Annotated in this window: 26 protein-coding genes and 2 tRNA genes; 16 read left to right on the forward strand and 12 right to left on the reverse strand. The window is 69.3% G+C overall.

Annotation, left to right across the window (positions count from 1 at the left end; all coding sequences use genetic code 11):
• Positions 1–270: 270 nt before the first annotated feature.
• The 3 genes from ACX80K_RS07115 to ACX80K_RS07125 form a co-directional block, all read right to left on the reverse strand.
• A complete protein-coding gene (locus ACX80K_RS07115; RefSeq protein WP_459271163.1) occupies positions 271–1,806 on the reverse strand; it encodes an LTA synthase family protein in 1,536 nt (511 codons plus the stop codon).
• 292 nt (positions 1,807–2,098) lie between these two features.
• Positions 2,099–2,524 (reverse strand): hypothetical protein, encoded by a 426-nt coding sequence (locus ACX80K_RS07120; protein ID WP_459271164.1) that lies wholly within the window; start codon positions 2,522–2,524, stop codon positions 2,099–2,101.
• Between the two features lie 12 nt (positions 2,525–2,536).
• Positions 2,537–3,742 (reverse strand): amidohydrolase, encoded by a 1,206-nt coding sequence (locus tag ACX80K_RS07125; protein WP_459271165.1) that lies wholly within the window; start codon positions 3,740–3,742, stop codon positions 2,537–2,539.
• 145 nt (positions 3,743–3,887) lie between these two features.
• On the opposite strand from ACX80K_RS07125, the gene ACX80K_RS07130 reads away from it, so the two are divergent.
• From ACX80K_RS07130 to ACX80K_RS07160, 7 genes are all read left to right on the forward strand, one after another.
• Positions 3,888–5,243: a glycosyltransferase 87 family protein gene (locus tag ACX80K_RS07130; protein ID WP_459271166.1), complete on the forward strand. Its 1,356-nt coding sequence runs from the start codon at positions 3,888–3,890 to the stop codon at positions 5,241–5,243.
• Positions 5,244–5,248: 5 nt separating this feature from the next.
• Positions 5,249–6,838, forward strand: a complete 1,590-nt coding sequence (locus tag ACX80K_RS07135; RefSeq protein ID WP_459271167.1) for a sensor histidine kinase — start codon at positions 5,249–5,251, stop codon at positions 6,836–6,838.
• Entirely contained in the window at positions 6,835–7,509 is a 675-nt protein-coding gene (locus ACX80K_RS07140; RefSeq protein ID WP_459271168.1) for a response regulator, read from the forward strand. The genes ACX80K_RS07135 and ACX80K_RS07140 overlap by 4 nt, the downstream gene beginning before the upstream one ends.
• A 45-nt stretch (positions 7,510–7,554) precedes the next feature.
• Entirely contained in the window at positions 7,555–8,208 is a 654-nt protein-coding gene (locus ACX80K_RS07145; RefSeq protein WP_459271169.1) for an MOSC domain-containing protein, read from the forward strand.
• Positions 8,209–8,551: 343 nt separating this feature from the next.
• Positions 8,552–10,456, forward strand: a complete 1,905-nt coding sequence (locus tag ACX80K_RS07150) for a DEAD/DEAH box helicase (protein ID WP_459271388.1) — start codon at positions 8,552–8,554, stop codon at positions 10,454–10,456.
• A 126-nt stretch (positions 10,457–10,582) separates the two neighbouring features.
• Positions 10,583–10,654, forward strand: a tRNA-Thr gene (locus ACX80K_RS07155).
• A 54-nt stretch (positions 10,655–10,708) separates the two neighbouring features.
• A tRNA-Met gene (locus ACX80K_RS07160) sits at positions 10,709–10,782 on the forward strand.
• A 186-nt stretch (positions 10,783–10,968) separates the two neighbouring features.
• On the opposite strand, the gene ACX80K_RS07165 is transcribed toward ACX80K_RS07160, so the two are convergent.
• The 5 genes from ACX80K_RS07165 to ACX80K_RS07185 form a co-directional block, all read right to left on the reverse strand.
• A complete protein-coding gene (locus ACX80K_RS07165; protein ID WP_459271170.1) occupies positions 10,969–11,139 on the reverse strand; it encodes a hypothetical protein in 171 nt (56 codons plus the stop codon).
• Positions 11,136–11,600, reverse strand: a complete 465-nt coding sequence (locus ACX80K_RS07170; RefSeq protein ID WP_459271171.1) for a hypothetical protein — start codon at positions 11,598–11,600, stop codon at positions 11,136–11,138. Before ACX80K_RS07170 ends, ACX80K_RS07165 begins: the two co-directional genes overlap by 4 nt.
• Positions 11,601–11,659: 59 nt before the next feature.
• On the reverse strand, positions 11,660–12,829 hold the full coding sequence (locus tag ACX80K_RS07175) for an RtcB family protein (protein WP_459271172.1): 1,170 nt from the start codon (positions 12,827–12,829) through the stop codon (positions 11,660–11,662).
• Positions 12,830–12,901: 72 nt separating this feature from the next.
• Positions 12,902–13,531, reverse strand: a complete 630-nt coding sequence (locus tag ACX80K_RS07180; protein WP_459271173.1) for a class I SAM-dependent methyltransferase — start codon at positions 13,529–13,531, stop codon at positions 12,902–12,904.
• A complete protein-coding gene (locus ACX80K_RS07185) occupies positions 13,521–14,618 on the reverse strand; it encodes an NAD(P)/FAD-dependent oxidoreductase (protein WP_459271174.1) in 1,098 nt (365 codons plus the stop codon). Before ACX80K_RS07185 ends, ACX80K_RS07180 begins: the two co-directional genes overlap by 11 nt.
• Positions 14,619–14,709: 91 nt before the next feature.
• On the opposite strand from ACX80K_RS07185, the gene ACX80K_RS07190 reads away from it, so the two are divergent.
• From ACX80K_RS07190 to ACX80K_RS07225, 8 genes are all read left to right on the forward strand, one after another.
• Positions 14,710–15,291 (forward strand): helix-turn-helix domain-containing protein, encoded by a 582-nt coding sequence (locus tag ACX80K_RS07190; protein WP_459271175.1) that lies wholly within the window; start codon positions 14,710–14,712, stop codon positions 15,289–15,291.
• Between the two features lie 109 nt (positions 15,292–15,400).
• On the forward strand, positions 15,401–15,967 hold the full coding sequence (locus ACX80K_RS07195) for a type 1 glutamine amidotransferase domain-containing protein (protein WP_459271176.1): 567 nt from the start codon (positions 15,401–15,403) through the stop codon (positions 15,965–15,967).
• A 106-nt stretch (positions 15,968–16,073) separates the two neighbouring features.
• A complete protein-coding gene (locus ACX80K_RS07200; protein ID WP_459271177.1) occupies positions 16,074–17,123 on the forward strand; it encodes an ATP-dependent DNA ligase in 1,050 nt (349 codons plus the stop codon).
• Positions 17,124–17,255: 132 nt separating this feature from the next.
• Positions 17,256–18,224 carry a DUF2797 domain-containing protein gene (locus ACX80K_RS07205; protein ID WP_459271178.1) on the forward strand — a complete coding sequence of 323 codons (969 nt, stop codon included), beginning with the start codon at positions 17,256–17,258 and terminating at the stop codon, positions 18,222–18,224.
• Positions 18,225–18,258: 34 nt separating this feature from the next.
• Positions 18,259–18,489, forward strand: a complete 231-nt coding sequence (locus ACX80K_RS07210; protein ID WP_459271179.1) for a hypothetical protein — start codon at positions 18,259–18,261, stop codon at positions 18,487–18,489.
• An 84-nt stretch (positions 18,490–18,573) separates the two neighbouring features.
• The gene (locus ACX80K_RS07215) at positions 18,574–19,023 is read left to right on the forward strand and encodes an FAS1-like dehydratase domain-containing protein (RefSeq protein WP_459271180.1); all 450 of its coding nucleotides are present in this window, start codon (positions 18,574–18,576) and stop codon (positions 19,021–19,023) included.
• A gap of 2 nt (positions 19,024–19,025) precedes the next feature.
• Positions 19,026–19,466, forward strand: a complete 441-nt coding sequence (locus tag ACX80K_RS07220) for a MaoC family dehydratase (RefSeq protein WP_459271181.1) — start codon at positions 19,026–19,028, stop codon at positions 19,464–19,466.
• A complete protein-coding gene (locus tag ACX80K_RS07225; RefSeq protein WP_459271182.1) occupies positions 19,463–20,554 on the forward strand; it encodes a UDP-N-acetylmuramate dehydrogenase in 1,092 nt (363 codons plus the stop codon). Before ACX80K_RS07220 ends, ACX80K_RS07225 begins: the two co-directional genes overlap by 4 nt.
• 168 nt (positions 20,555–20,722) lie before the next feature.
• Here ACX80K_RS07225 and ACX80K_RS07230 read toward each other — a convergent pair whose 3' ends face one another.
• The 4 genes from ACX80K_RS07230 to ACX80K_RS07245 form a co-directional block, all read right to left on the reverse strand.
• Positions 20,723–21,151: a hypothetical protein gene (locus ACX80K_RS07230; RefSeq protein ID WP_459271183.1), complete on the reverse strand. Its 429-nt coding sequence runs from the start codon at positions 21,149–21,151 to the stop codon at positions 20,723–20,725.
• A 300-nt stretch (positions 21,152–21,451) separates the two neighbouring features.
• Positions 21,452–21,898, reverse strand: coding sequence for a DUF6194 family protein (locus ACX80K_RS07235; protein WP_459271184.1), 447 nt, complete (start codon positions 21,896–21,898; stop codon positions 21,452–21,454).
• Positions 21,899–21,984: 86 nt separating this feature from the next.
• Positions 21,985–23,124, reverse strand: a complete 1,140-nt coding sequence (gene asd / locus ACX80K_RS07240) for an aspartate-semialdehyde dehydrogenase (protein WP_459271185.1) — start codon at positions 23,122–23,124, stop codon at positions 21,985–21,987.
• A gap of 202 nt (positions 23,125–23,326) precedes the next feature.
• Positions 23,327–24,031, reverse strand: a complete 705-nt coding sequence (locus ACX80K_RS07245) for a TMEM175 family protein (protein ID WP_459271186.1) — start codon at positions 24,029–24,031, stop codon at positions 23,327–23,329.
• Positions 24,032–24,137: 106 nt separating this feature from the next.
• Between ACX80K_RS07245 and ACX80K_RS07250 the strand changes: the two genes are divergently transcribed.
• A complete protein-coding gene (locus ACX80K_RS07250) occupies positions 24,138–24,929 on the forward strand; it encodes an LssY C-terminal domain-containing protein (protein WP_459271187.1) in 792 nt (263 codons plus the stop codon).
• Positions 24,930–24,950: the final 21 nt, after the last annotated feature.

Consider the following 24,950-nt stretch of genomic DNA (forward strand, 5'->3'; position numbering starts at 1 on the left):
CCTCGGGAGGGGCCTTCCGCATGCCTCGGGGGGGTCCGGCCTGGTGCCGCCGCGGCGGGTGTCCAGACCCGGGGCAACGCCCCCGCGGACCTGTGCCGCCGCACCGCGTGTGCGCCCGACCTGTGCCGGCGCACCGGGTGTGCGCCCGACGTAGGCTCCGGTTCCGCTCGGGCCTCGCTTTCGGGGCAGAGGGCAGAGGGCAGAGGGCAGCGGACAGCCGGTCGAGGTCAGGCCCGGCAGCGGTCTCGGCCGTGCAGGGAGCGCACGGCCCTACGGGGCGGTGTCCTCGCCGGCCCAGGCCTCGCTGTAGAACTGGGGGGAATTCGAGTTCAGCAGTTCGGCATAATCGTCCTGCCCCAGCGCCTGCGCCGAACTCTCCGGGATCTCCGCAGCGAAGGCGGAGACGCCCAGCCCGGCCTCACGGTTCGCCAGTGTCAGGCCCGCGGCCTCCAGGATCGTCGGATACATGTTCAGCTGGTCCACGCCCGGGCGCAGCGTGCTGTTCGTGTCCGTGCCCGGGACCCAGATCCGATTGAAGATGGTGCGGTTGTCGTGGTCGTCCAGTTGCTCGTGGAAGGCGTCACCGGCGCTCATGTGCTTGAGGTGGTCACCCATGATCACCACGGCGGTGTCCTCGAGGTAGCCCTTCTCCTCCATGTGGTCCACGAATCCGGCCACCTGCGTCATGGAGCAGGCGAAGACGGAGGTCACCTCGTTCTGCGTATCGACGTCGCAGTAGTCGAAGACGTGCACCGGCTCATGGGTGTCCAGCGTCAGCATGGAGAGGTTGAACGGCTGTCCGGTCCGCTCCGCCTCGGCGTGCAGCGTGTCGATCTCGTCCTTCGCGTAGGCCATGAGGCGTTCGTCGCTCAGGCCCCAGTCGCTGCGGAAGTTCTCCGTCGGTTCGCCGGCAGCGCGCCAGTCGGCGAGGTCCTTCATCTCTGCGTACCCATGGGTGCTGAGGAAGCTGTCCTTCCCTGCGAAGGAGGCATTCGCGCCACCGAGGAAGACGCTCCTGTATCCGTGCTCGTCCAGGACGTCGCCCAGGCAGGTGGACCCGCCGAGGTAGGTGTCGACGTCGCCGTCGAGCTCGTCGTCGGTGCCGCTGCTCGAGGAGGTGCCCTTGCCCTTCAGCGGGACTCCGCACTGGGTCGAGGTGAGACCGGCCATGGTCCAGCCGCCACCCTTGTACTGCTGGAGATCGTCCACGCTCTGCCAGCCGTCCGCGGCCTTCGTGGCCTCCTTCAGCGGAACGAATGCGTCCTTCTCGAAGAGCTGGTCGTCCGCGAGGGTGGCCTCGCCGGACTCGAGGTAGATGAGCACCAGGTTGCGCTTGTGGTCGTCGTCGGTGACGGTGGGCTCCACGTGGAAGTTGCCCAGGTCGTACTCGGAGTTCGCAGCCTTGATGTAGTCCCCGACGCCCACCGCCGTACCGAAGGCCGTGGTACCGCCGACGACCACGGTCGCGACAAGCGCGGTGGAGACGGTACGCATGATCCACTGCTTGCGCCGCGTGCGCCCGTCATCGCCGGCGAGGCGGCGCTTGCGGCGCCGGAAGTACTGCCACGAGGCGATGCCGGCGGTGAGGAGCGGAGGAACGACGCCGACCGCCAGGATGCCGATCCAGACGATCGCTCCGCCTCCGCCGTCCGTCTCCACCGACATGAGGTTGAGGAGCATCTGGCCGACGGAGATCTCGCCCCAGTAGAAACGGATGCCGACGGCGGCGATGAGCGACGCGAGCCCCGCCCAGATGAGCACGTACATCAGGACGTAGCCCAAGACGACGCCGACCCGTCGGGTCACGTGACGAATCCGGCCTGACATGGCAACACCTCGCGTTCGAGGTGTCCGCGTCTTCGCCGAACACCCTTGACATACGACCCGGTCCCGGGACTCTAGAAGCCTAGTGCCGCAACATTACCCGTTCAAGCATGGTTCACCTGGCAGACACTCTCCGTTCATCGCAGCAGGACGTGTACCCTGACCGCCGTTCGGCAGGGCGGCGATCCTCTGTGGGCGGCCGCGCCGGGTGCTCAGGTCCGGGGGGAAGGAGCCGCGGGTGTGGGCGGCCGCGCCGGGTGCGCAGGTGCGGAAGCTAGCGGGAACCCGGCAACCGGAACCGCTTCTTCGCCTTCGGCTGCGTCAGCTGGAAGTAGTCGCTGCTCTGCGGCAGCCACATGAGCAGGACGGCGAGCAGCATCGCGCCCGCGATCAGGGACAGTCCGGGCGTCCCGCGGACGACGATGGGCACGCCCACGATGATCCCGACGGTGGTCAGCACCTCCCGCGCGCCCCGCCTGCCCCGCCGGAGCGGGAGCAGGAGGAGCAGCTGCAGGACGGCGAGTGCCCCGAAGAGCGCACCGAGTCCGATGAAGCCGGCCCGCTCGAGATCCTGCACCGCAGCCGATGTGATGAAGGTCGCCGACGCGACGAGCAGCAGCACGGCGATGACGAGCCACAGGATGATCGCCGCGCGCAGCGTGAAGGGTCGGGGCGGCAGGCTGTTCGTGCGGGGTTTCATCGGGCGGTCGGCCTAGCCCCGGGGAGCGACGGTGGCGCTGGAGGTCTGGGTGTCGTAGGAGTAGACCTCCGTACCGCCGATCCACACCTGCAGTGCGCGCTGCATGACGTCGAGCGGGTCACCGCTCCACAGCACCAGGTCCGCGTCCTTGCCGACGGCGAGCGAGCCGAGACGGTCCGCGAGCCCGAGGACCTTCGCCGGGTTGATGGTGATGGAGCGCAGCGCCGTCTCGCGGTCCAGGCCCTCCTTGATCGCGAACGTGGCCTGGTGCACGAGGAAGTTGATCGGGATGACGGGGTGGTCGGTGATGATCGAGATCTCCACACCTGCCCGGGCGAGCTTGCCGGGGTTGGCGATGGAGCGGCCGCGCAGCTCCACCTTGGACTTGGTGGTGAAGAGCGGCCCGATCAGGACCGGGGTGCCACGTTCCGCGAGGACGTCCCCGAGCAGGTGCGCCTCGGTGCCGTGGTCGAGCACGAGGTCGTACCCGAACTCGTCGGCGAGGCGGAGGGCTGTCGCGATGTCGTCCGCGCGGTGCGCGTGCTGGCGCCAGGGGATCTCCCGGCGCAGGACCATGGCGAGGGCCTCGAGATGCGGGTCGCGCGCGTTCTCGTCCGCCTTGCCCATGTAGTTCTGCGCCTTCATGAACGCCTCGCGGATGACGAGCGCGGTGCCGAGGCGGGTGGACGGCATCTTGCCCTTGCCGCCGTACACGCGTTTGGGGTTCTCCCCGAGTGCAGATTTCAGGCCGCTGGGGGAGCGCAGCACCATCTCCTCGAGGTACCGGCCGTGCGTATGCAGCGCGACGGCGAGGCCACCGATGGGGTTGCCGGATCCGGGGTTCACGTTGACCGTGGTCACGCCGCCCGCGAGGGCGTCGTCGAACCCGGGATCGTACGGGTTGATGGCGTCGATCGCCCGGACGCCGGCCGTGTTCGGTTCGGTCATCTCGTTGGTGTCGTCGCCGGCCGCGCCCTCGCCCTCCTCGTGCGTGCCGAGGTGGACGTGCGCGTCGACGAAGCCCGGGAGCAGCCACTTGCCACCCGCGTCGATGACCGTCGCGCCGTCGGGCACCTCGACCGATGCGCCGAGGGCCGTGATGCGGCCGTCCTCGACGACGACGGTGCCGTCGAAGGGCTCGCCGTCGATCGGAACGACGTGCGCGTTCGTGATGGCGGTGATGGAAGCGGGAGGGGTGTTTCCGCTGGGGGATGACATCGGTGCACGGGCCTTTCGAAGGAGAGCGGGGTGATTTCCAACATACCCGCACGCGGGCGACACCCCGGGGCCGTGCCTACACTGGATGAGCGGTTCCCGGGCCCCTCGCGTCCGGCACACGGACCACGCCCTTCGGAAGGAAAGCATGAGCCAGCGCACCAGCCCGGCGGTGGTCCGCGCGCCGGCCCTCGTCGCCTCGGTGGTCGTAGCCGCGGCACTGGCCCTCTGGGCGTTCACGTGGGCCGACTTCATCGGCCTCGACTTCCGGGTCTACCGCATGGGCGGACAATCCGTGGTCGACGGCGACGGTTCCCTCTACACGCGGTCCTTCGGTGAGGGCAAGGGCTCGCTCCTGTTCACCTATCCGCCGTTCGCGGCCCTGGCCTTCACCGTCCTGACACTCGTGAGTGCGGAGACCGGGGCTCTTCTCTTCGTGGGCCTGTCGGTGCTCATCGCTGCCGCGACGTCCCTGCTCGCCACGAGGTACCTCGGGGGGTTCCGGAGCCTGCGCGGCGTGGTCATGCACCCGACGGCGCTGCCCCTCGCCGTCGCGGGGACGGGCCTGGTCTGCCTGCTCGGCCCGTGGCGCGAGACGATGGCGTTCTCGCAGGTCAACATCCTGCTCTTCGCGATGATCGCGGCGGACCTGCTCTCGGGACCGCACCGCCGGATGCCGACCGGCCTGCTCACGGGCATCGCCGCCGGCGTGAAGCTGACGCCCCTGGTCTTCGGCCTGTACTTCCTCGTGCGCGGCGAGTGGAGGCAGCTGTTCACCATGGCAGCGGGTTTCTTCGGGACCATCGCGCTCGGGTTCCTCCTCCTGCCGGCGGAATCGACGACGTACTGGCTGCAGATGCTCCGCGACACCGGACGGATCGGCGGCGAAGGCTATGTGGACAACCTGTCGGTCCGTGGGGCCATCCTCCACTTCCTCGGTCCTGACTTCCCCTCCACCGTCCCGTGGCTCGTCGTCTCCCTCCTGCTCGTCGCCGCTGCGTCCTATGTCATCCGGGCATCCGCACGCCGGGGGGACCGCTTCCTGCCGATCGCCATGACGTCGCTCCTCATGCTCCTCATCTCGCCCATCTCGTGGTCCCACCACTGGGTCTGGATCGTCGTCGTCCTGGCGGTCCTCGCCGGCCAGGCCGCGGGGCTGCCCACCGGCCTGCGGGCCTACCGGAGGACGGCCGCCGTCCTCTTCGTGGTCACCCTCCTGGTCTTCATCTACTCGCCGAAGACGATCGGCCTCCTGTTCGGTGCCGAGGACCTCAACGCGCAGCTGACCACCGGGTGGCTCATGGCCTCCAGCGCCGGCGTGTTCTGCGCGCTCGCCGTCACGGTCTTCTGGGTCCTCCTGTCACGGACCCTGCAGCGGGCCGGGGGTGCCGCGGGCGGGCAGGCGCGAGAGCCCGACCGCGCGGCGGGCCGGGCAGGGAATCCCCGGGCCGGAGCGACAGCAGGCCTCCTGCCCCACGCCGTCCCCGACGCCCGCGACCGCTGACCGCCGTGTCCCGGCGCACCCTCGCGGCTCCTGTCAGCCGTCCGCGCGTCGTCGTGGGCTGTGCGGTCGCGCTGGTCCTGCCACCGCTGCTCGAGGCCGCCGTCTTCACGGTGGGGAACTCGCTGCTCGCCGTGGACGTCCTCTTCCAGCTCGCCGGCGTGATCGCCGTCGCGCTGATCGGAGGGCTCTGGCCCGCCCTGCTGGCCGCCCTGTGGAGCAGCATCATCCTGAACTACACCTCGACGGAGCCGTTCGGGTCCCTCGAGATCTCGGATCCCGAGAACGTGATCACGGTCCTGATCTTCATCGCCGTCGCGGTCACGGTGTCGCTCGTCGTCGGGCTCTCGGCCCGGAGGTCGCGCGAGGCGGTCCTCGCACAGCAGGAGGCCGCGCTGCTCGGCGAGCTGGCGCGCGGAGTGCTCGCCGAGGAGGACACGCTGCAGGGTTTCCTGCGGCACGTCCAGGTCCAGTTCGACGTCGAGGCGGTGGCCCTGTTCGGGCCCGCCGTGGCGGGGGCCGGTGCCGCGGCGGGGGAGCCCCCGGCCGGTGCGGCAGGCCGTGAGCGCAAGGCCCTCGCCGTCCGCGCCCGACCGCTCCCGGACGATGTTCCCGGTCCGCGGGATGCGGCGGGCCCTCGACGGGCGCCCCAGGCGGCACGCCAGGGTTCGGCAGGGCCGCAGGGAAGCCGGGCGGCGGCCACGGACGGCTGGACGGCGGAGCGCGCGACCCTGGTGGAGCCGGTCGACGGCGACTTCTCCCTCGCGCTGTACGGGCGCCAGCTCTCGGCGCGCGAGCGCGGCCTGCTGACCGCGTTCTCCGGCCAGCTGCGGTCCATGCTCCAACGGCAGGAACTGCTGGCGAGCACCCGGACCAACCGCCGGCTCGTGGAGGGCAACGTCATGCGCACGGCGATCCTGCGCTCGGTGTCCCACGACCTCCGCACGCCGCTGGCGGGCATCAAGCTTGCGGTGAGCAGCCTCCGGCAGTCCGAGGTCAGCTTCTCCCCGGAGGACGAGGAGGAACTGCTGAAGACCATCGAGGACTACTCCGACCGGCTCGACGCGCTCGTGAACAACCTCCTCGACATGTCGCGCATCACCGGCGACGCAGTGAACGCCCATGTGCGGCCGCTGAAGTGGATCGACGTCGTCGGGCCCGCCCTCGCCGATGTGGGCGAGGACCGGGTGCGCGTCGTCATCCCGCCCAACCTGCCCGCGATCGAGGCGGATCCGGGTCTGCTGGAGCGCGTGCTCGCGAACATCGTGGAGAACGCGGTGAAGTACGCACCCGACGCGCCGATCGAGGTCACCGCGTCCATCGGCGGCACCGGCAGGGCCCTCATCAACGGGTTCCCGGCGAGCGAGCTGCGCGTGATCGACCACGGCCACGGGGTGTCCCGGGACGACGTCGACGCCATGTTCCGCCCGTTCCAGCGCCTCGACGACGCACCGTCGGGCGCGGGCGTGGGCCTCGGCCTCGCCGTGGCCAAGGGCTTCACCGAGGTGATGGGCGGGGTACTCGACGCGGAGCAGACGCCGGGCGGCGGGCTGACCCTCGTGATCCGCCTGCCCATCTCCACGGGAGCCGGCCGGTGACCCGGGTCCTGGTGGTCGACGACGAACCGCAGCTCCTCCGGGCGCTCGAGATCAATCTCCGCGCCTACGGCTACCAGTGCGTGACGGCGGTCGACGGCGAGACGGCGCTCGCCGCCGCGTCGGAGCACCACCCGGATATCATCGTGCTGGACCTCGGCCTGCCGGACCTCGACGGCGTGGAGGTCATCCGCCGCATCCGCGGCTGGTCGCAGGTGCACATCATCGTGCTGTCGGCCCGCCACGGGTCGCAGGACAAGGTCGATGCGCTCGATGCCGGAGCGGACGACTACGTGACGAAGCCCTTCGGCCTCGACGAACTGCTGGCGAGGCTCCGTGCCGCCGCCCGGCGGGCCGCCACCGACGTCGAGGTGCCGGTCATCACGACCCCCGACTTCACCCTCGACGCCGGTGCGCGGCGCGTGGTGAAGGAGGGGAAGGACGTCCGCCTCACGCCGACGGAGTGGAAGATCGTCGACCGGCTGATCGCGCATCCGGGGCGGCTCGTCTCGCAGCAGCAGCTGCTGCTCGACGTGTGGGGGCCCGCCTACGCGAAGGACGTGCAGTACCTCCGCGTGTACATGGCGCAGCTGCGCAAGAAGCTCGAACGGGATCCGGGCGCGCCCCGCTACTTCGTGACCGAGAGCGGGATGGGCTACCGCTTCGAGCCGTGACTGCGCGAGGCCGGGAGGAGGACGGCCCCGCATAGGATGGTCGCCATGACCACTGGCACCCTCCTCGCCGTCTGTCGCGTGCACGCACTCCTGCCCACGAGGGACTCCACGGGCGTGACCGCGATCGACAAGCGCCCGGTCGACGGGCCGGTGAACGTGCACCCGCTGGGGCTCACCGGCGACGTGCAGGCCAGCCGCAAGCACCATGGCGGCCCCACGAAGGCCCTCTACGCCTACTCCCAGGACGACGCCGACTTCTGGGCCCGTGGGCTCGGCCGGGATGTCCCGCCGGGACTCTTCGGCGAGAACCTGCGCGTGGCCGGTGTGGACGCGTCGAACGCGGTGATCGGCGAGCGTTGGGCCATCGGCGACCAGGTGGTGCTCGAGACGACCATGCCGCGTACGCCGTGTGTGAACTTCGCCCGCTACCTGGGGGAGCGGTCCTGGGTCCGGCGTTTCGCCGAGGCCAACCGCGTCGGCACGTACCTCAGCGTCGTGACGAAGGGCAGCATCGCGGCGGGCGATGCCGTCAGGCTCCTCAGTGTCCCCGACCACGGCATCACCGCCGCGCAGGTCTACGCAGGACTCGACGAGGGGCAGGCGCAGCGGCTGCTGGACGCCGCGGCGGCCGGACAACCCCTCGCCCCGCAGGTGCGGAAGGCCGCGCTGCAGGGACTCAGGGTCGCCTTCCCGGCCTGACGTGCCGAAGGTCACGCGCCCGCCGTCGTCCCCGATGCCTGCAGGGGGCCGGGCGTGCCGTAGACTAGGAACATCCCCCACACCGGTATTCCCTTTATTTCCGCCCCTCGGGGCCGGATTGGTTGTGTTGGGGCTCGGAGCACAGACTCGCGAGCAGATTCATCAGGGAGCGCCGGCTAGAAGAAAAGTCACACATCACTGCTGAGAGAGCAGAGAGCAGCTGTGACAGGAAGTCCTGCCGCGGGATTGAAACAGTGCCGGATTTCTACGTTCATTCGGCCCTGCGGTCTCCCGCCAGGCCGTCCGGCACCTACCTGGAGGATTTTTCCCCGTGCCTGAAAACCTGCCCGAGAACATCACCGACACCACATCCGACGTCGAGAAGACCGCAGCGGTACCCGCGGTCGAGTCCGACGACGTCGACGAGATCCGCTTCACCGACCTCAATCTCGACGGGCGCGTCCTGTCGGCACTGAACGATCTCGGCTATGAGAAGCCCTCCGCCATCCAGGCCGCCACCATCCCCGCCCTGCTCGAGGGCCGCGACGTCGTCGGCCTGGCACAGACCGGTACCGGCAAGACTGCAGCGTTCGCCGTTCCTGCGCTGTCGAAGATGGCCGAACTCGCCGACATCAACGGCGGACCCAGCAAGAACACGCAGGTCCTGGTGCTCGCACCGACCCGTGAGCTCGCGCTGCAGGTAGCGGAGGCCTTCACGTCGTACGCCAAACACATGGAGGGCTTCACCGTTCTCCCGGTGTACGGCGGATCCCCCTACGGCCCGCAGCTCAACGGTCTCCGCCGTGGCGCGCAGGTCGTCGTCGGCACCCCTGGCCGCGTGATCGACCACATCGAGAAGGGTTCGCTGGATCTCTCCAACCTCGAGTACGTGGTGCTCGACGAGGCCGACGAGATGCTGCGCATGGGCTTCGCCGAGGATGTCGAGAAGATCCTCTCATCGACGCCCGCGGAGAAGCAGGTCGCCCTGTTCTCGGCGACCATGCCCCCGGCTATCCGCCGTATCGCGAAGAAGTACCTGAACGATCCCGCGGAGATCTCGGTCAAGGGTAAGACGACGACGGGCACCAACACCCGCCAGCGCTTCCTGCAGGTCATGGGTCCGCACAAGCTGGACGCCATGACCCGCATCCTCGAGGTCGAGGACTACGACGGCATCATCGCGTTCGTCCGGACCAAGCTGGCAACCGAAGACCTGGCGGACAAGTTGCGTTCACGGGGCTTCTCGGCTGCAGCCATCAACGGCGACATCCCCCAGCAGCAGCGCGAGCGCACCGTCGAGGGCCTGCGTGACGGCAAGATCGACATCCTCGTCGCCACGGACGTCGCCGCCCGTGGCCTGGACGTGGACCGCATCTCGCTCGTCGTGAACTACGACATCCCGAACGACACCGAGTCCTACGTGCACCGCATCGGCCGTACCGGCCGCGCGGGCCGCTCGGGCGACGCGATCCTCTTCATCACCCCGCGTGAGAAGTACCTGCTCCGTTCGATCGAGAAGGCCACGCGCCAGCCCGTCGAGCAGATGCAGCTGCCCTCCACGGCCACGATCAACGAGCTCCGCCTCGGCAAGTTCGCGGAGAAGATCACGCAGACGCTGGCCACCGAGGATGTCTCCCTGTTCCGCGACCTCATCGCGAACTACGAGCGTGAGCACGACGTCCCCGCCGCGGAGATCGCCGCCGCACTCGCCGTCATGGCGCAGGGCGGCCAGCCGATCCTCGTGCAGGACATCCCCGTCGCTCCCGCCGGCCAGCGTGAGCGTGCCGACGGACGCAAGGACGCCTTCGGGTCACGTGGCCCGACGCGTACGCTCACCGAGGGCAACGCCACCTACCGCATCGCGGTGGGACGTCGCCAGCGCGTGATGCCGGGGTCCATCGTCGGTGCGATCGCCAATGAGGGAGGCCTGTCCTCGGCGCAGATCGGGGGCATCGACATCCGTGCGGATCACAGCCTCGTGGAGCTCCCCGCGGACCTGTCGAAGGACCAGCTCCGTGCCCTGTCCAAAACGCGCATCGGCGGCGAGCTCATCCACCTCGAGCTCGACAAGGGCCGCAAGCCTGCGGCCGGCCGCGGCGCCGGCGAGTTCAAGAAGCCCTTCAAGAAGGACTTCCCGAAGCGCGACGGCGACACCCGCTTCTCCGGTGAGGACAGCCGCAAGCCCCGCCAGGGCAAGGGTGCCGGAGCCGGATCGGGACGCTCGAACGTCCAGTCCGAGCAGTGGTAGGACCTAGCTAGCCGACCCCGTCGGACCCGTGCCTGCACGGGTCCGACGCGGAATCCGGGATCCGTCCGACAGGGCGGCTGTCGATTTCGCACCAGCGGCAGGGTGCTGGTAAAGTTTCTTGCTGTTGCCCCCCTAGCTCAGTGGTAGAGCGCGTTCTTGGTAAGAACGAGGTCACCGGATCGATTCCGGTGGGGGGCTCATGAATGAGGGGCCCGTGACGATCGGATGATCGGTGCGGGCAGCCTCATTTAGGGCGGTGTAGCTCAGCTGGTTAGAGCGCACGACTCATAATCGTGAGGTCGTGGGATCGAGTCCCACCACCGCTACAGGCAAGGCCCTGGAGCCCAAGTTCCGGGGCCTTCACTGTGTCCGGGGCCGGGCGTCCTGGAACCGGTCGTGCCGAGCTCGGTCGTCCGGGACTCGTCACCCCGTGCTGTTCGTCCCGGGGGTGGGGTCGGGAACGGCGAAGCCCGGCAGGCGTGCCTGCCGGTCTCCAACGGGATGTCGGGCCGTCAGCGATTCCCCTTCGCCGTGTCCTTCACGGACTGGGGTGTGTCCCGGCCGAGCTGCTGGTCGAGGGCCACGCGGAGCCGTGCCTTCGCTGCCGTGACGCGGGGGGTGTCGGCTGGTCGCCGGACACCCTGTGCGGCAGGCGCTCCCGGTGTCCGGACTGTGTCGGTCATCGCTCCTCCTCCGGTTGCTCGCCCTCGTCCCATTGTCCGGCACCGCCCTCGGGCAGTCCAGTGCCCTGGTCGTCAGGGTTGACCACGGGATTGCCCACCCAGATCGCGTCGAGGATCAGCCGGTCCTCCTCGGTCGCGAGTTCGCTGTAGGAGAGCTGCAGCAGCGCCTCCACGCCGGCCTCCTGCCGGATCGGGTCGAGGGAGGTGGCGGCGTCGATGGCCCACTGGGTGCGGCGCCACCACTCCGCGCGGTCGTCCGCGCGCCTCCTCTGCTCGAGCGCTGCCCGGTCCGCCGTCGCCCGCTGTCTCAATGTGGCGAAGGCCGACACGGTGGCGAGGGCCGCCGCCAGGAGGACGGCGAAGGGTGCCAGGGCGCCGACGATCTCCCACCACCGGGGATCGGACGCCGCGATCTCGACGACGACCGGCTCGGGGGTCTGCAGGGCGGCCAGGACGGACATGGCGTCAGCGTAGCCGCCGCCACTCCCGCTCCCGGCGGTGCACCCTGCCGTCCCGCCGGTCAGTCGCCCTTGACGTTGATGATCTGACGGAGCGTATGGCGGATCCCCACGAGGTCCTGTGCGTCCTGCATGACGACGTCGATGTCCTTGTACGCAGCGGGGATCTCGTCGAGGAACGCAGCGGTATCCCTGAATTCGATGCCGTGCATCGCTGTCCGGAGCTGGTCCTGCGTGAACCTCTTGCGGGCGGCGTTGCGGGAGTACTCGCGGCCGGCCCCATGGGGCGCCGAGTTCAGGGACTCCCTGTCGCCCTTGCCCGTGACCACGTAGGAGCGGGTCCCCATGGAGCCCGGGATGAGTCCGGGACGGCCGGGGTCCGCGGCGATGGCACCCTTGCGGGAGAGCCAGACGTCCTTGCCGTAGTGCGTCTCGCGCTGGGTGTAGTTGTGGTGGCAGTTGATGCGTTCGAGCTCCTGCACCGGGCCGTCCACCCAGTCCGTGAACTGCCGCACCACGCGGTCCATCATCTCCTCGCGGTTGAGGAGGGCGAACCTCTGTGCCCACAGGAGTTCGCTGATGTAGCGGTCGAACTCGGGCGTCCCTTCCTCGAGGTACGCGAGGTCCTGGTGCGGAAGGCCGATGGACCGCCGGGCGCAGTAGTCCTGCGCCGCACGGATGTGGCGCTGGGCGATCCGGTTCCCGATGCCCCGCGAGCCCGAGTGCAGGAACAGCCAGACGGCGTCCTCCTCGTCGAGGGAGACCTCGATGAAGTGGTTGCCCGAGCCGAGCGTACCGAGCTGCAACCGCCAGTGCTTCACGTAGCTCGCCGGGTCGAAACCGGCGGAGCGGGCGTCCTGCTCGAGGGAGTCGACGCGGGTCTGGGCGGACGCTCCCACTCGCTTGTTGTTGTTCCCCGCGGAGAGGGGGACGGCCCGTTCGATGGACTCCCGCAGGACGCGGCGGTCGAGCCGGGCGACGTCCCGGGCCGTGTGGCCCGTCCGGACGGCCACCATCCCGCAGCCGATGTCCACCCCGACCGCGGCGGGGACGATCGCGCCGAGGGTCGGCAGGACCGACCCGACGGCGCAGCCCAGGCCCAGGTGGGCATCGGGCATCGAGGCGAAGTGCGGGAACACGAACGGCATGGAGCTCGTCATCCGGTTCTGCGCCAGCGTCACGTCGTCGATGACGCTGGCGAAGTTGACGTACTTCTCGGTGATCCATTGCATCCGTCGAGGCTATCGAGGACCCGGGTGGCAGCGCACGTGGTGCGGGCTCCCGCCCGGATCCTTGCGCGGGCCTCAGCGGATACGCACCGCGTGCAGCACGGCGTCGCTGATCCTCACGTCGCGGCCGTCCGATGTCCGCTCGACCCGCGGACGTGATTCGCACACCCGGACGTCCCAGGCGTCGTCGAGCAGTCCGGCGATCTCCTGCGGCGTGAAGAAGAGATCGGCCTGGTGCGGCCGTCCCACCCCGGAGTGCAGGTCCGAGGGATCGTGGGCGACGATCAGGAGGCTGCCGCCCACGCCGACGAGCGTCGAGAGGGAACGGAAGACCTGCGAGCGCTCCGGTTCGGGCAGGTGCATGAACTGGATGGAGACGAGGTCGAGGTCGGAGGGGAGGTCCGGCGCGGCCAGGAGGTCCACCTGGCGCCACGTGAGCCGCTCGGCGATCGACGGATCCAGCTCGTCCGCATGCAGGCGGGCGCGGGAGAGGGCGACCTCGGAGACGTCGATGCCGAGGACGTCCCATCCGCGGGACGCGAGCCAGGCGGCGTCGGCACCCTCACCACACCCGACGTCGAGCGCCCTGCCCGGGCGGAGAGCCTCCGCGACGTCGACGAGCTGCCTGTTCGGGCTGCCGCTCCAGATGCGTGCGCGCTGCCGGTAGCGGTCGTCCCAGAACTCCTGCGTGTACTCAACCAGCACGGCGAACCCCTTCCTGCAGATCGGAACCGACGGGCGCGGAGGCACCCGTGACCGGCCCATCATTCAACCCGTGGCGGCGGGTGCCAAGGACGCGTTCGGACACTTCGGCCTCCCGCGGGGCCGCGAAGGCCCCCCGATACCCGTCCACGGCCCATGCCGTCTCCTCCTCCACGAGGTCGGCGTTGATCGCCGCACCTGCCATCGTGCCCTCGGCGGCCGCCACGACGACCTGCGCGGCGAGGTTGGAGACGTTTCCCGCGAGGTAGACGCCCGGTGCCGCCGTCGAGCCCATCGGGCCACCGACGAGGGAGTGTCCCATGCCGGACGGGTGCTCCTGCGCCGGGAGGCCGAGCGGCGCGAGCAGGGCGCCGCGGGCCTCCATGCGGGTCCCGACGGCGAGTGCCTGCAGCCCGAAGCTCGTGCCGCCCCGCACGGTGACCCCGGTCAGGGTGCCGTCGGAGGCGTCGACCGAGAGCACTGCACCGTCGACCACGCGGACGGACCGCGCAGCCAGGCGGTCCCATTCCTCGTCGGTCGGCACCACCATGTCGTTGAGGAACAGCGTGATGTCGTCCGACCACTGCCGGAACAGGAGCGTCTGATGCACGGAGAGGGGGCCGGTGCCGAGCACGCCGATCCGGCGGCCGCGGATCTCGTAGCCGTGGCAGTAGGGGCAGTGCACGACGCCGTCGCCCCACTGCTCCCGCAGGCCGGGGATGTCGGGCAGTCCGTCGGTGAGGCCGGTGGCGACGAGTACCCGGCGGCCGAACATGCTCCGGCCGTCGGCGAGCTCCACGTCGAAGCCTCCGCTGCTGCGCCGGACGGTGACGGCCCCGGCGTCCAGCACGGACGCTCCGAAGGACTCCGCCTCCGTGCGGCCGGCGTCGAGCAGCGCACGGGGGCTCATGCCCTCGCGGGTCAGGAAGCCGTGGACCGCCCGAGCGGGCGCGTTGCGCGGTCGGCCGTCGTCGATGACGACGACGGACCGGAGCGCACGGCCCAGCGTGACGGCGGCGCTCAGGCCCGCGGCTCCGCCGCCGATGACGACGACGTCGTAGCGGTTCTTTCCAGGTCGGCTGGTTGCCATGGTGGGATCCCTTCTCATGTGCTGATGGATCCAGCATCCGCAGGATCAGCCAAGGTGGCAATCTTTGTTGCCGATATGGCAAACTGGTGGCATGACAGACCTCGACGCCGTCCTCGATGCGGTCGGACCGCGCCTGCGGGCCCTGCGTACCCAGCGCAACCTGACCCTCGGTGAGGTGTCCGCCGCGTCCGGCATCTCCGTGAGCACGCTGTCGCGGCTCGAGTCGGGCGGGCGGCGGCCGAACCTGGAGATCCTGCTGCCCATCGCACGGCTGTACGGAGTGCCGCTCGACGACCTCGTCGGAGCACCGCCCACCGGCGACCCGCGTGTCCATCTGCGCCCCATCACGCACCACGGGATGACGGCCATTCCGCTGACCCGGCGGCCCGGCGGCGTGCAGGCCTACAAGATGGTGCTTGCCGGGAACGCGCGCGGCACGGAGCCCGATCCCCAGGTGCACGAGGGCTACGAATGGCTGTACATCCTCGACGGGTCTCTGCGGCTCGTGCTGGGTGACAACGACTTCACGCTCGGCCCCGGCGAGGCCGCCGAATTCGACACGCGGACACCCCACTGGTTCGCGAGCGCGGACGGGAAGCCCGTCGAGCTCATCAGCCTGTTCGGGCAGCAGGGCGAGCGCATGCACGTGCGGGCCAGGCCGAAGCGGCCCTGATCGGCCCCTGCAGGAGGCGGGTGCGGCACTTACTCAGCTTGCTTATCGTTTGGTCGGTTCCTAGGCTGGACAGCGTATGACACGCACGCTCTACGCAAGGGAGAACAGCATGTCCGAACACGACATCTCAGGCAAGAAGGTCGCCTTCCTGCTGACGGACGGGGTCGAGCAGATCGAACTCACGAGCCCCTGGAACGCCGTCAAGGAGGCGGGCGGCATCCCCACGCTCGTCTCGCCGAAGACGGGGGCGCTCCAGGGCTTCGACGGCATGGACAAGGGCGAGACGTTCGAGGTGGACCTTGCGGTCGCGGAGGCATCGGCTGACGACTACGACGCGCTCGTGCTGCCGGGCGGTGTGGTGAATGCCGACTTCCTGCGGGTCGACAAGGACGCACAGGCGTTCACGCGGGCGTTCTTCGAGCAGCACAAGCCCGTGGCGTCCATCTGCCACGGACCCTGGCTGCTCATCGAGGCCGGCGTGGTCGGCGGACGCGACCTGACCTCCTACCACACGCTGGCCACGGACCTGAAGAACGCCGGTGCCAACTGGAGCGACGAGGAGGTGGTGGTGGACCAGGGCCTGGTGACGAGCCGCCATCCCGGCGATCTCGCGGCCTTCAACGACAAGCTCCTCGAGGAGATCGCGGAAGGACCCCACGAGGGCCAGACCGCATAGCCGAGGGTCGGGTGCGGCGGCCCGGTCGGTCCCGCAGCCGCCGCATCAGCCCTCACGCAGGTTCCGTGTCTGGCCGGGCGCATGCTCCGTGCGGCAGGATCAGGGTATGACCGACCTGCCCTTCCCCATCCAGCCGATGCTCGCCAAAGCCGTAGGCGCCGTCCCCGAGCCCGACAGTGATCCGGGTGGCCTCGTGTACGAGCCGAAGTGGGACGGCTTCCGGGCGATCGTGAGGATCGAGGACGGCACGTGCGAGATCGGCAGCCGTGGTTCCAAGATGCTGACACGCTACTTCCCGGAGCTCGTGGAGGCCCTGCTCGGGAACCTGCCCGGACGGTGCGTCGTGGACGGGGAGATCGTGGTCCGTCAGGGAGAGCCCGGCGCGGAACGGCTGGACTGGGACGCCCTGTCCCAGCGTATCCACCCCGCCGAGAGCCGTGTGCGCCTCCTCGCCGGGCAGACGCCGTCGTCGTTCGTGGCGTTCGACCTCCTCGCCCTCGGGGAGGACGATTTGACCGCCGTCCCCTTCGGTGAGCGGCGCGAAGCCCTGGAGTCGATCGGCGCGTCCTTCTCCGCACCAGTCCACCTGTCGCAGGTCACGCACGACGTCGACCTGGCGCGGCGCTGGCTCGTCGAGTTCGAGGGAGCGGGCCTGGACGGCGTCGTCGCGAAGCCGCTCGCCGCGGCGTACGAGCCCAACAAGCGACGGATGCTCAAGGTCAAACACCATCGCAGCGCCGACACCGTGGTGCTCGGATACCGGGTGCACAAGTCCGGGCAGGGTGTCGGTTCGCTGCTGCTCGGTCTGTACGGCGACGACGGCGAGCTACGCAACGTCGGGGGCATCTCCGCGTTCTCCGACAAGCGACGGCTGGAACTGGTGGAGGAGCTCGACGGCGACGTGATGCGGAACGACGACGGCGGAGCCGAGCTGGGTGAGACCGAGCGCAGCCGCTTCGCTTCGGCGAGGGATGTGTCCTACATCCGGCTGCACCCGCGGCGCGTGGTCGAGGTGCGGTACGACCAGATGGAGGGCGACCGTTTCCGTCACACCGTCCAGTTCGAGCGGTGGCGGCCGGACCGCGAGGCACGCTCCTGCACGTTCGAGCAGCTTGACCTCCCGGCGGCGTACGACCTCAGCAGGGTGCTCGCCTGACGCCCGACCCGATCGTGGGGTGCGCGGGTGATCCCCACGTCCGATGGGGAGGGCGTCCGCCGGACCCGTCGCCCGACGACCGCCTTCCCCTCCCGAGCCGATAGTGGGGGTGCGCGACCTTAGGCTGACCGGGTGAGCTCCGTCTACCTCTGCAGTGGTGTGACCTGGCACGGTACCGGGCCGGTCCTGTCTCTGCGCGAGGTCCCGGCCGTCCTCGTCGATGGCCCGGCTTCCTCCGGTGGCTCCGATGGCTCCGGTGGCGAGCAGGGCCTGCGCGACGTGGCCCTCACGTCCGGCACGAGGCTGGCGTTCGAGGTGACCGGGTCGGGCCGCTACTGCCTGGGATTCCACCGGGTGCACGGCCGGGACGACCGCACCTGGGTGCCCTGTGCCGACCTGGCTCGGGCCGATCGGGGCACGCAGTGCGCGCGGTGCCTCGCCCAGGACGACGTCCGCTTCATGCACGACATCCATCGCTCCGGAATAGCACCGGCGGGACTCAAACGCTACCTCGACCAGCCGCACTGGCTGTATGTCGCGACCTTCGCCGACGGTTCGACCAAGGTCGGGACGGCATCGCATCCCAGGAAGAACGCCCGCCTCGTGGAGCAGGGTGCGGTGGTGGCGCAGTTCGTGGCGCTCGCCGACGACGGTCGGGTGGTACGGATCCTCGAGGACGAGGTGACCCGGAGCGTGGGGCTGCAGCAGGGCGTGCGGTCCGCGGTGAAGGCCGCGTCCCTGTGTGCGCCGCTGCCCGTTGCACGGCTCGAGCACCTGAACGACGGGTTCGCACTGGCGGCCAGGGGGCTGCTTCAGGGCGGCGTCGACGTCGAAGGCTTCGAGGTGGTGCACGAGGAGTTCGAGCCCCCGTCCCCATGGCTCGCGATGCTCTCCCGCAGCGGTCTGCAGCCCTACCCCGAGCCCCTGGACCGTGGGCGGCACGGGTTCGGCGTGGTCGAGGTCGTCGGGCCCTCCGGAGTGGTCTCGATCGACGGGTCCGATCTCCTCTTCGTCGCCGACCTCGCACAGCTCAAGGGCAGGCGAGTCCGGTTCGGCGACTTCAGCACGCCGGTCCCTGCCGTCCAGGAAGCCCTGTTCTGAGCGACTGCCCGGCACTCGGCAGTAGAATCGGATCATGCTGAATACGCCCTGGGAGACCGGCTCGGACCTGTACCGCAAGCTGGTGGTCTCGGCACTCGTGATCACGGCGATCGGCATCCTCATCGCGGTCCTCGGAGCCGCCACGGACCAGTATGGGCTCGTCGTCACGGGTATCCCGGTCATGGTGGCCGGCATGGTCTGCCACCTGGCGGGCATGGTGGTCCGCTCGCGTGACGTGCGTCGCCGCATGAAGGACCAGCGCTGACGCTGTACCGGCCGACGGCCACCGTCGTCGTACCCCACCCTCGTATCGCAGGCACTGCAGTACGCCGCTTCCATCGGAGGATCCATGACCATCAATCCCGACCTGCAGGGGCGCAGCTACCCCGTGGGAGAGACCTACTCCGTGGGGCGCGAAGCCATCCGTGACTTCGCGCGGGCCGTGAAGGCCACCCACCCGGCCCACTACGACGTCGAGGCCGCTGCGGCTCTCGGTCACGCCGACCTCGTGGCACCGCCAACGTTCGCCATCATCGTGGCCCAGCGTGCCGACGCCCAGCTCATCGGCGACCCGAGCGCCGGCATCGACTTCACCCGCGTGGTGCATGCGGATCAGCGCTTCGTCCACCACCGGCCCATCGTCGCCGGCGACCAGCTGGTCGCGGCACTGCATGTGGACCAGGTGCGGGCCATGGGCGGGGGGGCGATGATCACCACGCGGGCCGAGATCACGACCATCGACGGAGAGCCGACGGCGACGACGACGTCGTCGCTCCTCGTGCGCGGAGAGGAGCAGTAGCCATGGCAGTATCACTCGCCGCCCTCGAGGTGGGGCAGCAGATCGGCTTCACCTCCATCGACATCACCCGGCAGGACCTCGTGCGGTACGCCGGGGCATCGGGGGATCTCAACCCCATCCACTGGAACCAGGCCTTCGCCGAGGGAGTCGGACTCCCCGGTGTCATCGCACACGGCATGTTCACGATGGGTGCCGCCGTGCAGCTCGTGACCGACTGGATCGGTGACCCGACCGCCGTCGTCGACTACCAGACGCGCTTCACGAAGCCCGTCATCGTGGAGGACACCACCGCCCAGCCCGGCGAGGCGGGTGCGGTCATCGAGGTGACCGGCGTCGTGGGCGCGCTCGATGCGGATGCGTCCACCGCCCGCATCGATCTCACCGTGACCTCTGCGGGGCAGAAGGTCCTCGTGAAGGCACAGGCCGTGGTGAAACTGCCATGACGGTGCCGGTGACCGGGATGCGGCTCGCTGACCTCACGACCGCAGGTGTCGGAGGCCCTGCCCGGACGCTCGTCGAGGCCTCCACCGAGCAGGAGATCGTCGAGGCGGTGCGTGCGGCGGACACCGCGGGCGAGCCGCTGCTCATTCTCAGCGGAGGCTCCAACCTCCTGATCGGCGACGACGGGTTCGACGGCACGGTGGTGCACATCACCTCGACGGGCTTCACGGTCAACGACGACGACGCGACCTGCGGCGGAGTCATGGTCAACGTCCAGGCCGGCCACGACTGGGACGACCTGGTCCGCTACACCGTGATGCACGCGTTCTCGGGACTCGAGGCGCTCTCGGGCATCCCGGGCTCCACCGGGGCGACGCCCGTGCAGAACGTCGGGGCCTACGGTGCCGACGTGTCACAGACCATCGCCACCGTGCGGACGTACGACCGCGAGACCGACAGCATCAAGAGCTTCACCAACTTCGAGCTGAAGTTCGGTTACCGCGACTCCCTCCTGAAGCGCAGCACGGTGAACGGTTCACCCCGCTATGTCGTGTTGTCGGTCGAGTTCCAGCTCGGACTGGGGCGCCTGAGCAAACCCGTGCGGTACGCGGAACTCGCCCGTTCGCTCCGTGTCGAGGTCGGAGCCCGTGCCTACGCCAACGACGTGCGGCGTGAGGTGCTGAAGCTCCGACGGGGCAAGGGCATGGTGCTCGACGCCCCGGACGCGGACACCCGGAGCACCGGCTCGTTCTTCACGAACCCCATCGTCGGCAAGGACGTGGCCGACACCCTGCCGGCGGACGCCCCCAGGTACCCGGCTGGCAGCGACGGCCGGGTGAAGCTCAGCGCGGCCTGGCTGATCGAGCAGGCAGGGTTCTCCAAGGGCTTCGGGCTGACCGACGACGACGGCCATGCGGCGGCGGGAGGGCGTGCGTCCCTCTCGACGAAGCACACACTCGCCGTCACGAACCGCGGAGGCGCCTCCACGTCGGATCTCCTGGCCGTGGCGCGGCTGGTGCGCGACGGCGTCGAGAAGGCCTTCGGGATCCGTCTGGAGCCGGAGCCGCTGCTCATCAACTGCACGCTCTAGCTTCCCTCGGCGGATCGCAGTGCCGCTGCGCAGGTTCATCCGGTCTGCTCCTCGGGGATCCGCCGGTTGGCTGGACGCGCCGCAGCGAGGACGCGCTGAGGGCTCCTCCCCTCTGCAACTCCTGTCGGACTGCGGTGGGGGTCATGGGCGCCCGGGTGCGTCCGCGTGTCACAGGGCGGGTGAGCGGCGTGCCTGTTCCGCCGCGGCACGCGTCAGGACGACGTCGTCCCAGCTGTCCTCGCGGTGCACGAGCTGCCGTGAACAGAGCCACTGCGCGAGGCGTGATGCCACGCTGATCTGGGCGAGCCGATCGTGGAAGTCGGGGAGGAGTTGGGGGAGGGCGAGGAAATCGGGCAGGGCGTGCAGTAGTTCCCGTGCACCCATGACCTGCACGTAGGGGGTCTCCGTACCGAACTGTCGCTCCAGTGCGAGCAACTCCTGCTCGTCGTCCGTCAGGCGGGCCGCTGCGACGTGCTCGAGGTAGTCGCGGAGGTGACCCTGCACGCGTTCGTACCGGAGCAGGGTCTCCGGGTGCCGCGTATGACCGCTCGTAGCGAAGAAGCGCCGGAGGATGGTGTCTGCGTTCACGGGGTCCATGCGCTCATCCTGCCCGTGCCCGCCGACCTTTTGGGTGGGTGGGTCCCGGCCCGGAAGGCAGCGGAGGCAGGCACTGCAGTGTTCCCGCCCGATGTGGATAAGTGGGCGATCACTCCTCCTCCACATGCGCTGCCCGAGCTCGGGAATAGTACACACGTTCGATGAGATCAGCTACGGCTATCGCACCGATGGAGGAATGCACGGAGACCGATGTCTCCCTGCATTCCGTGCTCGCCGCTCTGCAGCAGGTCGCCGACGGCATCGTCAGTCGCGACGTCTACTGGCGCCGCCCCGCCGGGTTCAGACGCGTCGCTCGGCCCGTCGTCGTGCGTCCTCATGGGCATCGCGCAGCAGATCCAGCACTGCCGCCTGCGTGCGACCACCCGGGTTCACGATCGCGATCCAACCGAGACGACCGTACACGGGGTGCGGGAGGATCGTGTCGACCTCGCTGAAATCGCGGTCGGCGGCGCTGTCACCGATGAGCTGCCGGGCCCTCGTCGACCCGACGTGGATGTTCAGTCGCCACCGCCCTTCTGCATCCAGGTCCGACCGGGTGTCGTCGGGGTAGTCCTTCGTGACGATCGTCGCGTAGGGCTGGGTGTTCCGGGGCACGGTCCCGTCGGCGGAGTAGTAGAAGAAGTGGTCACCCCAGGCGATCTGCGGCGCATCGTCGCCTTCGCGGGGTGCCAGCTCCAGCACCCCGTCGTACCGCCTGATCTCCTCGAGGATCTCTGCCATGCCCATGGTCCTATTGTCGCCGTCGTCCCCGCGAAAGGGGGACCGCCGCCGGCGTGGGCGCCCGGAACCAGCAGGACGCACGACGACACGGCCTAGAGGTTGCCGGTGGCGATCATCAGCATCCGGCGGAGCGGTTCGGCAGCACCCCACAGCAACTGGTCGCCCACGGTGAAGGCGCTGATGTACTCGGGGCCCATCTCCAGCTTGCGGATGCGCCCCACCGGGACCTCCAGCGAGCCCGTGGCAGCGACGGGAGTGAGCCCCGCAAGGGTATCCACCTTCGTGTTCGGGATGACGCGTACCCATTCGTTGTCGGCAGCAAGAATCGATTCGATCTCACTGACCGGCAGATCCTGGGTCAACTTCAGGGTCAGTGCCTGGGAGTGCGAGCGCATGGCACCCACACGGACGCACAGGCCGTCGAAGGGGATGCGGGTGTCGGTGCCCAGGATCTTGTTGGTCTCCGCGCCTGCCTTCCATTCCTCCTTCGACTGGCCGTTGCCGAGGTCGCTGTCGATCCATGGGATGACGGAGCCTGCCAGGGGGACGCCGAACTGGGAGGCCTCGAGGCTCGCGTGCCGCTGCTTGGCGAGGATCGCCCGGTCGATATCCAGGATGGCGGAGGCCGGATCGTCGAGGTTCATCGCAACGGTCCCGTGAAGAGCGCCGAACTGGTTGAGGAGTTCACGCATGTGGCGCGCTCCACCACCTGATGCCGCCTGGTAGGTCATCGAGGTACCCCACTCGACCAGTCCGTTGCGGAAGAGCCCGCCCAGCCCCATGAGCATGCAGGAGACCGTGCAGTTGCCGCCGATGAAGTCGCGGACACCGTTGGCGAGGCCCTCGTCGATGGCCGAACGGTTGACGGGATCGAGGACTATCACGCTGTCCTGCTCCATGCGCAGGGTCGACGCGGCGTCGAGCCACAGGCCCGACCATCCGGCGTCGCGCAGCTTGGGGTACACCTCGGCGGTGTAGTCACCGCCCTGGGCGGTCACGATGATCGGCAGCTTCGCGAGGATCTCGACGTCGTACGCGTCCTGCAGGGTGCCCGCGCCCTCGGCGAACGACGGAGCTGCACCCCCGGCCGCCGAGGTCGAGAAGAACACGGGGTTGATGCGGGCGAAATCGCCCTCGTCCTGGAGCCGCTGCATGAGGACCGAGCCGACCATGCCACGCCAGCCCACGAATCCGACGGACGGCAGGGCTGAACTCTGGGGTGCTGAAGTCATGCAGTCCAGTTTAGGCGGTGGGTACTGGCAGCCGCCGCTTTGTGACCGGGACCTCGGTCACTCTCGGAACACTGCCCGGCGGGATCGGGAGGGCAGTCCTGCCGCCGGCGGTCCGCCCGCACCTCGATGCTCAGCGGGAGAGGAGGACCGATGGGTGCACACGACCGTCCTGGAAGTCCGACGGACGACGGCGGATCAGCCCTCACGCCTTCTTGCCGAGGCTGTCGCCGCGTGCGGGAAGCGGCCCGTGGAACATGCGACGCACGACGATGCCGGCCGGGACGATCAGCAGCCACAGGTACATGGCGATGTGGGGCACGAGGAAGGCCACCGGGATGCTCGCCGCGAACACGAGCGGTACGGGGAGCAGCGCTCGCAGGACGTAGAGGTAGAGGGCCCGGTCCACAGCGGGCGCCATGAGTCCCGCTCGCCACGCATATGCCCAGACCAGGTTCAGCATGGAATAGACGCCTGCGACCACCGTCGCGTACACCACGACCGGCCAGGGCGACGACGTCCCGCCGTACTCGCTGAGCACGTTGGTCGGCAGGGGAAGGAGAGCCACGAAGAAGAGCAGCAGCAGATTCAGGACCTGCAGCCGGAAGTCGTAGCGGACGATGACACTGAACTTCCGGTGATGGTTCAGCCACGCGCTGCCGATGACGGCGAAGCTGAGTGCGAAGGAGAAGAAGTGCGGCAACTGCTGCACGAGGGCAGCACCGACCTGGTCCGCCGGCAGACCGTCGGGAACCTCCAGATCGAGGACGAGGAGCGTCATCGCGATGGCGAACACCGCGTCGCTGAAGAACACGGTCCGGTCTGTCGAGGCTCCTCGGGTGAGCACCGACGTGTAGCGGGTCCTCAAGTCCTTCCGATCCGCTGGTTCGGCGTCCTCGGCGTGCAGCACGGTCCGAGCCTAGCTGCTCGTCCGGACCTAGGATAGGCGGATGAACGAGGCGCCGAGCGCACGGTCAGGCGACAGGTCAGGCCCATCCGGAAGGCTTGCGAGCACCGTGGTGCTCCTTGGCCAGCGCACCATGTTCCTCGCCGTGGTGGTCCTCTCCGGCTGGGCGATCTACGCGCTGTTCCTGGAGGAGGTGGACGACGGCGACCGCCAGCCCTGGGTGTTCGTGATCATCTGGGCCCTGGCCGCCTACGTGCTGGTGCCGCGGATCAACAGGCTCCTGACGCGGATCTACGTCCCCGACTATTTCATCGGTCGGACCCGCACCGCCGACGGACTCCTCGGCGACCCGATCAACGTGGCCGTCATCGGCACCGCCGAGGATCTTCGGTCCGCCATGCTGTCCGCCGGATGGACGGAGGCCGATCCCCTGGATCTCCGGAGCGGCTGGCGGATCACCACGGCGTCGGTCCTCCGCCGGAGTTACCCGTCGGCCCCGGTCAGTCCGCTGTTCGTGTTCGGCAGGAAGCAGGATCTCGCCTTCGAACAGGAGGTCTCCGGCAATCCTGCTCAACGGCACCACGTGCGTTTCTGGTCGTGCCCGCCGGGCTGGGTCCTTCCGGGCGGGTTCGACGTCGACCTGGTCGGGGCCGCGACCTTCGACCGCAGCGTCGGGCTCTCGCTGTTCACCTTCCAGGTGACCCACCGGATCGCCGAACGGACCGACGACGAACGGGACTGGGTCGTCGAAAGCCTGGGCAAGAGGGCCGGCGTGCACGTCGTGCGTCACTTCTCGACCGGCTATCACACCCGCAACGGCGGGGGAGACGCCATCGAGACGGACGGTGACCTGCCCATCCTGACCCTGACGGCCGAGCCGGTGCGCCAACCGGACAGGTAGGCGATACCTCGGCGCCGATCA

The organism is Arthrobacter sorbitolis, assembly GCF_054510995.1.